Raw genomic sequence first — 12,081 nt, 5'->3', positions numbered from 1 at the left:
CCTCAGGCGAAGCGGTCGCCCCGTCCGATGCGGACGGGGCCCTTCGCGGTGTTCGCCGACACCGGCTCGCCGCGCTGGGTGACCACGACGACGCCGTCCTCGGCGAGGTCGTCCGCGAGGCGACGGACCGCGTCCATGCGGTCGCGCCACTGCTCTCCGCCGACCACGCGGGCGACGTCGCTGGGACAGATCGTCGAGCCGCCACGCTTGCGGAGCAGGGCGCGCATCGCGGCGGTCGAGCGGGCGGCGATCGAGTGGTCGGTGGGCTCCTCCCACCACGGCCGGCCCCGTTCGCCGAGGGCGACCTTGGCGTCGCCGACCCGGTCGCGGGCGTCGGGCTCGCCGGCCTTCACCGCCCGTCGCGCGCTCATCAGCTCGTCGACCAGCTCCTGGCGCAGCGCATCGGGGATCTGCGGATCCGTGGCGCGCCACTTCCGCCCACCGATGACCAGGAAGTGGCCGTCGGGGGTGCGCTCCGACTCGGTGTCTCTCGGCATGGGCGTCCTCCCGTCGCCTCGACGCTAGTCGAGCCCACGGGGTGACGCAGGGTGGTCAGCGGACAGGGTGGTCAGCGGACAGGGTGGTCAGCGGACGCCGAGGGGACCGGCGAGAGGGAGCGACCACGGCAGCGCCGCGTGCTCGTCACGCAGGAACTCCAGCGGCTTGACCATGTCGTCGGGCATCGGCGTCGTGCGGCGGGTGCTGAGGTCGACGTGCAGCTCGAGGAACTCCAGCGTGTTGGCCACGGTGCCGCGGGAGCGGTTCGCCAGGATCGTCTGGCCGTGGACCGTCTTCGGACCCACGCCGAGGATCCGCAGGTGCACCGAGAGCACGTCGCCGACGAGGGACTCGTCGAGGAACCGGACGTGGTGCTCGACGCTGAAGACGCTGTGACCCGTGCGGTGGCGGTAGTCGTCGTCGAAGCCCAGCTCGCGGAACGCCAGGTCCGAGCCCTCCATGTGGAGCCGGTAGTAGTGGCAGACGTTGACGTGCCCGTTGCCGTCCTCGAACTCCGGCGGGGCGACGAGGCGCATCGCGGTGCCGAGGGCGTCGAGGTCGTCCACGGTGGGCCGTGCGGGGGTGGTCATGGCGGTCACTCTAACCAGAGCCGGATTCCGGATCAGACGCTCGCCCCATGGAACGGGGGTGGTCCGGACGATGCCTGCCGGGCTATCGTGTTTAAATCTGAAACCAAGTTCACCTTGTGATGCAGGACCATGAGCCGCATCACAGCCGAGGCAATCGAAGGACACGCATGGTCAACATCGTTTCGCGGATCTGGGCCCACGCCGACTCCGAGCCGGACCGGGTCGCGCTCCGTTCGCCGCGCACCGTGACGTACGCGGAGCTGCGCGAGACGAACCGCCGCGTCGCGGGCGCCGTGCGCGCCGCCGGGCTCGCGCCGCTGGACCGCGTGCTGTTCATCGCGCCGACGATCACCGAGTTCCCCGAGGTCTACTACGGCCTCCACGCCGCCGGCGTGACCGTGACGACGATGAACGTCATGTCGACGTCCCCCGAGATCGGCTACGTCCTCGACGACTCCGAGGCCTCGCTGGTCATCGCCTGGCACGAGTGCGCCGACGCGGCGCGCGAGGCCGCCGCCGACCGCGGCGTGGAGTTCTGGCAGCTCGAGCCCGGCCTGGCCTTCGACGCCGAGCCGCTGCAGGACGCGCACGACCACGCACCCGACGACACCGCGATCATCCTCTACACCTCGGGAACGACCGGCCGTCCCAAGGGCGCCGAGCTGACCGCGCTCAACCTCGACGCCACGGTCGACTCGTTCCTGCCCGTGCTCGAGCTCACCGCCGACGACCGCTTCGGCACGGCGCTCCCGCTGTTCCACGTCTTCGGCCAGGCGGTCTGCATGAACACGGCGCTCGCGATCGGCGCCTCCTTCTCGCTGCTGTCGCCGTTCAGCGCCGAGAGGATGCTCGACATGGTCAAGAGCGACCAGCTGACCACCGTCTCGGGCGTTCCGACGATGTGGAACGCGATGCTGCACGCGCAGGGCGACTACACGCCCGAGGACTTCGCCTCGCTGCGGATGGCCTCGTCGGGCGGCGCCTCGCTGCCGGTGGAGATCATCCGCGCCTTCACCGAGCGCTTCGGCTGCACGATCCTCGAGGGCTACGGCCTCACCGAGACCACCGGTGCGGCGACCTTCAATGACATCCACCGCGAGCAGCGGACGGGCACCACCGGCCCGACCCTGCCCGGCACGCAGGTCGAGATCCGCGACTCGGAGGGCCGCGTGCTGGCACCTGGCGAGGTCGGCGAGGTCTTCATCAAGGGCCCGACGGTCATGAAGGGCTACTGGAACCGTCCTGACGTCAACGCGAAGGAGCTCGTCGACGGCTGGCTGAAGTCCGGCGACCTCGGCTCGGTCGACGCCGACGGCTACCTGACGATCGTCGACCGCGTGAAGGACCTCGTGATCCGCGGCGGCTACAACGTGTACCCGCGCGAGGTCGAGGAGGTGCTGTACGAGCACCCCGGCATCGTCGAGGTGGCGGTCGTCGGCATCCCCGACGACCACTACGGCGAGGAGATCGCCGCGGTGATCGCGTCGGCTCCCGGCCACGAGCTGAACGGCGACGAGATCCGCACGTGGGCCAAGCAGCGCCTCTCGGCGTACAAGGTGCCGCGCATCTACTCCTTCGTCGACGCGCTGCCCAAGGGCGCGACCGGCAAGATCCTCAAGCGCTCGATCGACAAGAGCGCGCTGCGCGAGCTCGCCGAGTCGGCGGCTCGCGCGCGATGAGCGACGTCGAGGTCGTCGCGTCGGCCGAGACGCCGCGCGCCGTGCTGTTCGACTTCGGGGGAGTGCTCACCGCGAGCGTCTTCGCCTCGTTCGAGCGGTTCAGTCGTGAGGCCTGCGCCGGCGACCCGCACGCCGTCGTCAACGCGCTGTCGCACGACGAGGCCGCGCAGGCCGCGCTGGTCGACCACGAGTGCGGCCGCGTGGAGGACGAGGTCTTCGAGGAGGCGCTCGCGGGCGCCCTGGCGGCTCAGGGCCACACGGTCGAGGCCGCGGGCCTGATCGCGCGAATGCAGCAGGACCTGCACCCCGACCACGCGATGACGGCGCTCGTCCGTCGCCTCAAGGAGGAGGGTGTCGCGGTCGCGCTGGTGTCGAACTCGCTCGGTCGCGACTGCTACACCGGCCACGGCCTGGACGAGCTGTTCGAGGTCCAGGCGATCTCGGGCCGCGAGGGCGTGCGCAAGCCGTCGCGCCGGCTCTACGAGGTCGCCTGCGAGCGGCTGGGCGTGCGTCCGGCCGAGGCGATCATGATCGACGACCTCGCGATGAACATCCGCGCGGCCCAGACGCTGGGCATGGGCGGCATCGTCCACAGCGACGCCGCGCGCACGATCCCGGCGCTGGCCGGACTGCTCGGACTGGACCCGGGGACGCTGGGCGCGGAGCCCGTGACGACCGGGACTTGAACTTGAGTCCGAATTCAGATTAGGGTGTGAAGCACGTCACGGTCCCCCTCGCGGACCCGCACCGCGGGCCCCGGACCGTCCCCACTCGGAGGAGCACCATGGACATCCACGGCAAGGTCGCCGTCGTCACCGGAGCCGGTGGCGGCATCGGAGCCGCCCTCGCGGACGCGCTGGTCGCGGCCGGCGCGAAGGTCGTCGTCGCGGACCTCAAGTCCGACGGCGTCGAGGCCGTCGCGGCCCGTCTCAACGAGGCCACGCCCGGCTCGGCCGTCGCGGTCGCGGGCGACGTCTCGCAGACCGCCCAGATCGAGCGCCTGATCGCCGCCGCCGAGGAGTCCTTCGGCCCGGTCGACCTCTACTTCGCCAACGCCGGCGTCGGCGGGGGAGTGACACTGGAGGCCTCGGAGGAGGACTGGGACCTCGCCCACCAGGTCAACGTCATGGCGCACGTGCGCGCCGCCAAGCTGCTCGTCCCCGGCTGGATCGAGCGCGGCCAGGGCTACTTCGTGTCCACCGCGTCGGCCGCCGGCCTGCTGACGCAGATCGGCTCGGCCACCTACTCGGTCAGCAAGCACGGCGCCGTCGCGTTCGCCGAGTGGCTCGCGATCACCTACGGCGACCAGGGCGTGGCCGTCAGCTGCCTGTGCCCCATGGGCGTCAACACCGACATGCTCACCGGCGGCGCCCCGATCACCAACGAGACGCAGCGCCGTGCCGCCCAGGCCGTCACCGACGCCGGTGGCGTGCTCGAGGCCGACGAGGTCGCCGCGATCGTGCTGAAGGCGATGGAGTCCGAGGAGTTCCTGATCCTGCCGCACCCCGAGGTCAAGGTCTTCCAGTCCCGCAAGGCCGGAGACATCGACCGCTGGATCGCCGGCATGCGCCGCTACCAGGCCTCGCTGGCCTGACCCCCGACCCCACCCACAGCCAGCAAGGAGCTGACATGCATTTCGAACTCTCGGACACCGCCAAGGAGTACCAGGCGAAGCTGCTCGCCTTCATGGACGAGCACGTGTACCCGGCCGAGGCCGTCTACCACCAGCAGATGGCGGAGTCGGGCAACCCGAACTTCCACCCGCCGATCCTCGAGGAGCTCAAGGCCGAGGCGAAGAGCCGCGGCCTGTGGAACCTGTTCCACCCCCACAAGGACGAGGCCTGGGGCTCGCCCGGCCTGAGCAACCTCGACTACGCGCCGCTGGCCGAGATCACGGGTCGCAGCCCGTACATCGCGCCCGAGGCGATCAACTGCAACGCTCCCGACACCGGCAACATGGAGGTCCTCCAGCTGTTCGGCACCGAGGAGCACAAGGAGAAGTACCTCAAGCCGCTGCTGGCGGGCGAGATGGCCTCGGCGTTCTGCATGACCGAGCCCGCGGTCGCCAGCTCGGACGCCACCAACGTCGAGCTCAGCATGACCCCCGACGGCGACGAGTACGTCCTCAACGGCCGCAAGTGGTTCGCCTCGAACGCCCTGCACGCCAACTGCAAGGTGCTCATCGTCATGGGCAAGACCAACTTCGAGGCCGAGACGCACCGTCAGCAGTCGATGATGGTCGTCCCGATCGACACCCCCGGCGTCACGGTCGTCCGCGGCCTGCCGGTCTTCGGCTACATGGACCGCGAGGGCCACGCCGAGATCCTCTTCGAGGACGTCCGCGTGCCCAAGACCGCGCTGCTCGCCGGCGAGGGCGACGGCTTCATGATCAGCCAGGCCCGCCTCGGCCCCGGCCGCATCCACCACTGCATGCGCTCCATCGGCATGGCCGAGCGCGCCCTCGACCTGATGATCGCGCGCGCCCAGAGCCGCACGACGTTCGGCGAGCCCGTCGCGAACCGCTCGAACGTCCAGGACTGGATCGCCGAGGCCCGCATCGAGATCGAGATGATCCGCCTGCTGGTGTTCAAGACGGCGTACCTGATGGACACCGTGGGCAACCAGAAGGCCCGCACCGAGATCGCGGCCATCAAGGTGGCTGCCCCGGAGATCGCGCTCAAGATCATCGACCGCGCGATCCAGGTGCACGGCGGCGGCGGCGTCACCGACGACTTCCCGCTCGCCAGCTTCTACGCCCACCAGCGCACCCTGCGCATCGCCGACGGCCCCGACGAGGTGCACAAGCGCACCATCGCGCGGGTCGAGCTGCGCCGCATGGAGCGCGAGCTCTCGCGCGCCTGACGCCGGACCGCACGGGCGGCGGGATACTCCTCTGTCCCGCCGCCCGCGTCCACGGGTCGGACCCCGACCTGAACTTGAGTTCGACTATGACTTAGGCTGTGACGAGCAGCACAAGCAGTGCCCGCGAGCCGCCCTCGGCGCCCCGCGAAATCCCCCGAATCCCAGGAAAGATCCGACCTATGCTGATGGAGACGATGTGACATGAAATGGCGTCGGTTCCTGGTGTCCCGGCTCGTCCGGCTCGCCTTCGTGCTGGTGGCGATCACCACCCTCACGTTCCTCATGATGCACCTGGCCCCGGGCGATCCCGCCCGGCTCGTGGCCGGCATGGACGCGGACGAGCAGGCCGTGCAGGTCGCCCGCGAGCGCCTCGGCCTCGACCAGCCCATGTACAAGCAGTTCCTCGACTACATCGGCGGTCTCTTCCGCGGTGACATGGGCACGTCGTTCGCGACGAGCCAGCCCGTCACCGACGAGATCGCCCAGAAGATCGGCCCCACGGCCCAGCTGGCCGTCTTCGGCATGCTGATCATCCTGCTCGTCGGCCTGCCGATGGGCATCATCGGCGCGGTGCTGACCCGCAACGGCCACCGCGCGTTCGAGATCATGTTCAGCAGCTCCACCGGTGCGATGGCCTCGATCCCGCAGTACCTGATCGCGACCTTCCTGGCGTTCTTCTTCGCGGTGACGTGGCAGATCTTCCCCGTGGCGGGCTCCGGCTCGCTCAACGCCGCGGTGCTGCCCGCGATCGCCATCGCGATCCGCCCGGCGGCCTCGATCGCGCGCCTCGTGCGCGTCCGCACCCTCGAGGTGCTCGAGTCGCCCTACGTGCGCACCGCCCGCAGCAAGCGGCTGCCGACGCGCAAGCTCTACCTCGCGCACGTGTTCCCCAACTCGATCACGACCATGCTCGCGATGGGCGGCGTGACCTTCGCCAGCCTCATCGGCGGCGCCGTCATCGTCGAGCAGGTCTTCGCCCGGCTCGGCCTGGGCACCACCCTCGTCCACAGCGTCCTCGTCGGCGACTACCCGGTCGTCCAGGGCATCGTGCTGCTGCTCGGCTTCTCGGTCGTGCTGGTGAACGCGCTGGTGGACATCATCCTCGGGATCGTCGATCCCCGGACCATGGAGGCCGGCCGATGAAGAAGCACGAGCGCCGCAGCAGCGCGCGTCAGATGTTCGGCGCGTTCCTGGCCACGCCCACGGGCATCGTCTCGGGCCTGATCCTGCTGGGTCTCACGGTCCTGGTGATCATGGGCCCGAACGGCTTCGGCGACCAGGCCGTCGTCAGCGACATGTCCCGCTCGAGCGAGGGTCCGTCCGCGGACTACCGCTTCGGCACCGACGCCCTGGGCCGCGACATCCTCACCCGCACCCTGGCGGCGACCCGGCTCTCGATCCTCTACGCGTCGGCCGCCGTGCTGTTCGCGATGGTGGTCGGCGGCCTGATCGGCGGTCTCATCGCCGCCGGCGGCCCCCGCGTCCGCAAGGTCGGCGGCGCCGTCATCGACTCGATGATGGGCTTCGGCGACATCCTGCTCGCCGTCGTGGTCGTCGCGATCGTCGGCGTCGGCGCGAAGGGCGCGGTGCTGGCCATCGGCGTCGCCTTCACGCCGCACTTCGCCCGCTTCACGTACAGCCTCGTGGACTCGGTGATGGTGCGGGACTACATGTCGGCCGCGCGCGTCGTGGGCGTCAACAAGTCCGGCATCGGCACGCGGTACGTCGGTCGCAACGTCGCTGACAGCCTCGTGATCGTCACGTTCACGACCGTCGCCGAGGGCATCATGGCGATGTCCTCGCTCAGCTTCCTGGGCCTGGGTATCCAGTCGCCGCAGTTCGACTGGGGCCAGATGCTCACCGACGGCGTCAAGAACTTCTACCTCAACCCGTACGCGGCGCTCGTGCCCGCGACGCTCATCCTCATCACCGGCCTCGCGGTCAACCTCTTCGGCGATGCCGTGGCCCGCGCGGTCAACCCGGTGCTGTGGAACGAGCGGCCGAGCCTGTTCCGCTCGAAGCTGCGCCGCAACGGCGCGAAGGCGCTGGCGGCCGAGCCCGAGATCACCCTCGATCCCGGCATGGAGACCGAGACCAGGAAGGGACGCCCATGAACGACGACACCCTGCTCGACGTGCGCAACCTCTCGATCAGCATCGAGGGCCGGGACGACGTCCCGCCGCTGGTGCGCGACGTCTCCTTCTCGCTCAAGCGCGGTGAGATCGTCGGCATCGTCGGCGAGTCCGGCAGCGGCAAGACGCTGACCTCGCTGGCCGTGTCGCGACTGCTGCCCAAGGGCCTGTCGATGACCGCCGACCGGATCGACTTCGACGGTCACGACCTGGTGAACGGCTCCGACCGCGAGCTGCGCACCGTCCTCGGCACGAACCTGGCGATGGTGTTCCAGGATCCGATGTCGTCGCTGAACCCCGCGCGCAAGATCGGGGCGCAGATGATCGAGACGGTGCGCGAGCACAAGGGCCTGTCCAAGAAGGAGGCGCGCGACCTCGCGATCCGCAGCCTCGAGGACGTGCACATCACCGAGCCCGCCAAGCGGCTCAAGCAGTACCCGCACGAGCTCTCGGGCGGCATGCGCCAGCGCACCATGATCGCGATGGGACTCATGGGCGAGCCGAGCCTGATCCTGGCCGACGAGCCCACCACGGCGCTCGACGTCACGGTGCAGGCGCAGGTCATGCAGCTGCTGTGCGACCTCAACGACCGCAAGGGCAGCGCCGTGCTGCTGATCTCGCACAACATCTCGCTGCTGTCGGAGGTCTGCGACCGCGTGATCGTGATGTTCCGCGGCGAGATCGTCGAGGACCTCACCACGGCGAAGCTGCTCTCCGGGCCTGATCACCCGTACACGCGGGGCCTGATCCGCGCGGTCCCGGATCTCAACACGGATCGGAACGAGGACCTCGTGACGATCGAGGACGGACAGTTCGACGTCGAACGGGAGATGAACCATGCTTGAGCTGGAGAACGTCGAGGTCACCTACCCCGGACCGCCCCCGTTCACGGCGGTGAAGGGGATCAACCTCTCGGTGCCCAAGGGCTCCACCGTCGGCCTGGTCGGCGAGTCGGGATCGGGCAAGTCGTCCATCGCGCGCGCGGCCATCGGCCTGACGCCCGTGACGAGCGGCCGGATCACGCTCGAGGGCGTGGACATCACCAACCCCAAGGGCAAGGCGCTGCGCCACCTGCGCAGCCAGGCCCAGCTGGTGTTCCAGGACCCGCACGCGTCGCTGAACCCGCGCATGGAGATCGCCATGGCGGTGCAGGAGGCCGTCAGCGTCGCCACGGGCAAGCGCGTCACGTCGCAGTCGTGCGCCGCGACCGCGCTCGACCTGCTCGACAAGGTCGGCGTGCCGAAGGCGGCCGTGCGCCGCTACCCGCACCAGCTGTCCGGCGGTCAGCTCCAGCGCGTCTCGATCGCGCGGGCCCTGGCGCTCTCGCCGTCGCTGATGATCCTCGACGAGGTCACGGCGTCGCTCGACGTCTCGGTGCAGGCGCGCATCCTCAACCTGCTGCGCCAGCTGCAGCGCGAGCTCGACGTCTCGATGCTCTACATCTCGCACGACCTGTCGGTGATCCGCTACCTGGCCGATCACGTGTACGTCATGCGCCACGGCGAGATGGTCGAGGCCGGAACGGCCGACGCCGTCTTCGACGCGCCGCAGCAGGAGTACACGAAGGCGCTGCTCTCCGCCGTGCCCACGCTCGGCGGCAGCCGCTGGCGCTCGCGCCGCGATCCCGTCGCCGTCAGCTGACCCGCATCCCGTCCCGACCCGCTCCGTCCGGAGCGAGAGGAGTCCTGTCATGAACGCCGTCGACCGCCTGTGGGAGCACGCCCGGAACGCCCCCGACAGCATCGCCCTGCGGGTGGGGGAGCAGTCCTGGACCTACGGCCAGGTGCGCGACCTCGTCGCCGCCTGGGCGCAGCGCCTGACCGACGCCGGCATCGAGCCCGGTGACCGCGTCCTGCTCGTCGCCCCGACCTCGCAGGAGTTCGCCGTCGTGCACCAGGCGATCCTCGCCGTGGGCGCGATCGGCGTGACCGTGAACTCGGCCTCGACCTCGGTCGAGCTGGAGTACTTCCTGACCGACGCCGAGTGCTCGCTCGCGATCGCCTGGCACGAGACGGTCGACGTCGCGCAGCAGGCCGCCACCGCCACCGGCATCGACCTGTGGACCCTCGAGGCCGGCGACATCGAGACCGGCCCCGGTGCCGACCTCGACCTGCCGCGCTCGATGCAGCCGGACGACACCGGCGTGCTGCTCTACACCTCGGGCACCACCGGCAAGCCGAAGGGCGCCGAGCTGACCCACGGCAACATCGTGGCCTGCGCCGAGATCGTGTCCGGCACGCTCGAGAGCGACAGCTCCGACCGCGTGGGCACGGCGCTGCCGCTCTTCCACGTGTTCGGCCAGATCTGCGTCATGGTCGCCACCTTCCAGGTGGGCGCGAGCCTGTCGCTGCTGCGTCCGTTCAGCGGCGAGGGCCTGCTGCGGATGGCCGCGGCGCACCGGCTCACCGTGCTGGCCGGCGTCCCGACGATGTGGAACGCGATGCTGCACGCCGACGTCGAGGTCTCGCGCGACGACCTCGCCGGCCTGACCCACGCCCTGTCCGGCGGCGCGGCCCTGCCGCTGGCCGTGGCAGACGCCTTCCGCGAGCGCTTCGGCTGCCGCGTCCTCGACGGCTACGGCCTCAGCGAGACCACCGGCGCCGGCACCTCCGCGAAGCTCAGCCCGCGTCGCAAGGAGGGCTCGGTCGGCCCCGCGCTGAACCGTCTCGAGGCGTGCGTCGTGGACTCCGAGGGCAACCCCGTGCCGTTCGGCGAGCGCGGCGAGGTGGCCCTCGCCGGACCGGTCATCATGAAGGGCTACTGGCGCCGTCCCGAGGCCACGGCCGAGGTCATGCGTGGCAAGTGGTTCCTCACCGGCGACATCGGCAAGCAGGACGAGGACGGCGACATCTGGATCCTCGACCGCAAGAAGGACCTCGTCATCCGCGGCGGCTACAACGTCTACCCGCGCGAGATCGAGGAGGTGCTCTACACGCACCCCGACCTGCGCGAGGTCGCCGTGATCGGCGTCCCCGACGACCGCCTCGGCGAGGAGGTCGCCGCCGTCTACGCCCCGCACCCGGGCCGCGTCGTCGAGAGCTCGGCGCTGCGCGCGTGGCTGGAGGAGCGGCTGGCCCAGTACAAGGTCCCGCGGATCTACCACGAGGTCGCCGAGCTGCCCAAGGGCTCGACCGGCAAGATCCTCAAGCGCCAGCTGGACCGTGGCAGCGTGCTCGAGCACGGCATGAAGGTGACGCGGGACAGGAGCGCCTCGTGACGCAGCTGATCGAGACCGGACCCATCGCGGCCTGGATCGAGACCCTCGGCATCGACGCCGTCGGCCCGATCGAGTTCACGCGCGTCGGCGCCGGCCAGTCGAACCTCACGTTCCTGGTCACCGACGCCGCGGACCACCGCTGGATCCTGCGCCGCCCGCCGTTGGGCACGCTGCTGGCCTCGGCGCACGACGTCGAGCGCGAGCACCGCATCATGTCCGGCCTCCAGGGCACGGGCGTGCCGGTGCCGACGATCCACGGGTTCACGAAGGACCCGTCCGTCACCGACGCGCCGATCATGCTCATGGACTTCGTCGACGGCCGCGTGCTGGACACGATCGAGGCGGTCGAGTCGGTGCCTGAGGAGACGCGCCGGGAGATCGGCCTGTCGCTGGCGGCGACGCTCGGCGAGGTGCACGCCGTGGACCTCGAGAAGGCGGGACTGGTCGACCTGGCCAGCCACAAGCCCTACGCCGAGCGCCAGCTCAAGCGCTGGCACCGTCAGTGGGAGCAGTCGCGCACGCGCGACCTGCCGATCGTGGACGACCTCGCGGCGCGACTGTCCGCGAACGTCCCGCAGCACCAGGACCTCGCTCTCGTCCACGGCGACTTCCACTTGATGAACGTCATCACCGATCCCTCGGCCGGCCGCGTCACCGCGGTGCTGGACTGGGAGCTCTCGACCCTCGGCGACCCGCTGGCCGACCTGGGCGGGCTGCTGGCCTACTGGCCGCAGGCCGACGACGAGATCATCACGGGCTTCCGTGGGCCGACGATGCCCGGATTCCCGAGCCGGGCCGAGCTCGTGGAGGAGTACGCCCGCGCGACCGGACGCGACGTCTCGGCGATCGGCTTCTGGTACGTGCTGGGCCTGTGGAAGATCGCGATCATCGCCGAGGGCGTCCTGCGCCGCTCGATCGACGACCCGCGGAACACCGCCGTGACCGGCCAGATCTCCAGCGATCTCATCGACGAGCTGATGCAGCGGGCCGATCTCGAGGCACGTGACGCAGGTCTATGACGCAGGGCACCCCCTGTAGGTAAACCTGAAATCAAGTTCATATAGAATCGTGGCAGTGCCGCGACCCCCGCCGGCACGTAGCGA

At 70.2% G+C, this 12,081-nt stretch carries 12 protein-coding genes; 10 read left to right on the top strand and 2 right to left on the bottom strand.

Annotation, left to right across the window (positions count from 1 at the left end; all coding sequences use genetic code 11):
• Positions 1 to 2: 2 nt before the first annotated feature.
• Positions 3 to 497: a DUF3253 domain-containing protein gene (locus tag ACGWYL_RS03265; RefSeq protein ID WP_395486432.1), complete on the bottom strand. Its 495-nt coding sequence runs from the start codon at positions 495 to 497 to the stop codon at positions 3 to 5.
• 87 nt (positions 498 to 584) lie between these two features.
• Positions 585 to 1,088: a thioesterase family protein gene (locus ACGWYL_RS03260; RefSeq protein ID WP_395486431.1), complete on the bottom strand. Its 504-nt coding sequence runs from the start codon at positions 1,086 to 1,088 to the stop codon at positions 585 to 587.
• A gap of 167 nt (positions 1,089 to 1,255) precedes the next feature.
• Here ACGWYL_RS03260 and ACGWYL_RS03255 point away from each other — a divergent pair, with 167 nt between their 5' ends.
• From ACGWYL_RS03255 to ACGWYL_RS03210, 10 genes are all read left to right on the top strand, one after another.
• Positions 1,256 to 2,767 carry an AMP-binding protein gene (locus tag ACGWYL_RS03255; RefSeq protein WP_395486430.1) on the top strand — a complete coding sequence of 504 codons (1,512 nt, stop codon included), beginning with the start codon at positions 1,256 to 1,258 and terminating at the stop codon, positions 2,765 to 2,767.
• The gene (locus tag ACGWYL_RS03250; RefSeq protein ID WP_395486428.1) at positions 2,764 to 3,453 is read left to right on the top strand and encodes an HAD-IA family hydrolase; all 690 of its coding nucleotides are present in this window, start codon (positions 2,764 to 2,766) and stop codon (positions 3,451 to 3,453) included. The genes ACGWYL_RS03255 and ACGWYL_RS03250 overlap by 4 nt, the downstream gene beginning before the upstream one ends.
• Before the next feature lie 98 nt (positions 3,454 to 3,551).
• Positions 3,552 to 4,361 carry an SDR family oxidoreductase gene (locus ACGWYL_RS03245; protein WP_395486427.1) on the top strand — a complete coding sequence of 270 codons (810 nt, stop codon included), beginning with the start codon at positions 3,552 to 3,554 and terminating at the stop codon, positions 4,359 to 4,361.
• Positions 4,362 to 4,396: 35 nt separating this feature from the next.
• Complete coding sequence (locus tag ACGWYL_RS03240) at positions 4,397 to 5,629, top strand: acyl-CoA dehydrogenase family protein (RefSeq protein WP_179422804.1); 1,233 nt, start codon at positions 4,397 to 4,399, stop codon at positions 5,627 to 5,629.
• A 201-nt stretch (positions 5,630 to 5,830) separates the two neighbouring features.
• Positions 5,831 to 6,772, top strand: coding sequence for an ABC transporter permease (locus tag ACGWYL_RS03235; protein WP_179422806.1), 942 nt, complete (start codon positions 5,831 to 5,833; stop codon positions 6,770 to 6,772).
• Positions 6,769 to 7,743, top strand: coding sequence for an ABC transporter permease (locus ACGWYL_RS03230; RefSeq protein WP_179422808.1), 975 nt, complete (start codon positions 6,769 to 6,771; stop codon positions 7,741 to 7,743). The genes ACGWYL_RS03235 and ACGWYL_RS03230 overlap by 4 nt, the downstream gene beginning before the upstream one ends.
• Entirely contained in the window at positions 7,740 to 8,606 is an 867-nt protein-coding gene (locus ACGWYL_RS03225) for an ABC transporter ATP-binding protein (RefSeq protein WP_179422810.1), read from the top strand. Before ACGWYL_RS03230 ends, ACGWYL_RS03225 begins: the two co-directional genes overlap by 4 nt.
• Entirely contained in the window at positions 8,599 to 9,402 is an 804-nt protein-coding gene (locus tag ACGWYL_RS03220; RefSeq protein ID WP_179422812.1) for an ABC transporter ATP-binding protein, read from the top strand. Before ACGWYL_RS03225 ends, ACGWYL_RS03220 begins: the two co-directional genes overlap by 8 nt.
• Before the next feature lie 49 nt (positions 9,403 to 9,451).
• A complete protein-coding gene (locus ACGWYL_RS03215; RefSeq protein ID WP_179422814.1) occupies positions 9,452 to 10,978 on the top strand; it encodes a class I adenylate-forming enzyme family protein in 1,527 nt (508 codons plus the stop codon).
• On the top strand, positions 10,975 to 11,997 hold the full coding sequence (locus ACGWYL_RS03210; RefSeq protein ID WP_395486424.1) for a phosphotransferase family protein: 1,023 nt from the start codon (positions 10,975 to 10,977) through the stop codon (positions 11,995 to 11,997). The genes ACGWYL_RS03215 and ACGWYL_RS03210 overlap by 4 nt, the downstream gene beginning before the upstream one ends.
• Positions 11,998 to 12,081: the final 84 nt, after the last annotated feature.

The sequence above is a fragment of the Aeromicrobium sp. JJY06 genome (assembly GCF_044069275.1).
In the GTDB taxonomy this organism is placed as follows: Bacteria; Actinomycetota; Actinomycetes; order Propionibacteriales; family Nocardioidaceae; genus Aeromicrobium; species Aeromicrobium tamlense.
This window is presented reverse-complemented; position numbering and strand designations above follow the sequence as displayed.

Bases quoted from the DNA above. Each gene is read 5' to 3' on its own strand.
- ACGWYL_RS03225 (WP_179422810.1), top strand. From the start codon at position 7,740: ATGAACGACGACACCCTGCTCGACGTGCGCAACCTCTCGATCAGCATC.
- ACGWYL_RS03260 (WP_395486431.1), bottom strand. From the start codon at position 1,088: ATGACCACCCCCGCACGGCCCACCGTGGACGACCTCGACGCCCTCGGC.
- ACGWYL_RS03235 (WP_179422806.1), top strand. From the start codon at position 5,831: ATGAAATGGCGTCGGTTCCTGGTGTCCCGGCTCGTCCGGCTCGCCTTC.
- ACGWYL_RS03215 (WP_179422814.1), top strand. From the start codon at position 9,452: ATGAACGCCGTCGACCGCCTGTGGGAGCACGCCCGGAACGCCCCCGAC.
- ACGWYL_RS03265 (WP_395486432.1), bottom strand. From the start codon at position 497: ATGCCGAGAGACACCGAGTCGGAGCGCACCCCCGACGGCCACTTCCTG.
- ACGWYL_RS03245 (WP_395486427.1), top strand. From the start codon at position 3,552: ATGGACATCCACGGCAAGGTCGCCGTCGTCACCGGAGCCGGTGGCGGC.
- ACGWYL_RS03220 (WP_179422812.1), top strand. From the start codon at position 8,599: ATGCTTGAGCTGGAGAACGTCGAGGTCACCTACCCCGGACCGCCCCCG.
- ACGWYL_RS03230 (WP_179422808.1), top strand. From the start codon at position 6,769: ATGAAGAAGCACGAGCGCCGCAGCAGCGCGCGTCAGATGTTCGGCGCG.
- ACGWYL_RS03240 (WP_179422804.1), top strand. From the start codon at position 4,397: ATGCATTTCGAACTCTCGGACACCGCCAAGGAGTACCAGGCGAAGCTG.
- ACGWYL_RS03255 (WP_395486430.1), top strand. From the start codon at position 1,256: ATGGTCAACATCGTTTCGCGGATCTGGGCCCACGCCGACTCCGAGCCG.
- ACGWYL_RS03250 (WP_395486428.1), top strand. From the start codon at position 2,764: ATGAGCGACGTCGAGGTCGTCGCGTCGGCCGAGACGCCGCGCGCCGTG.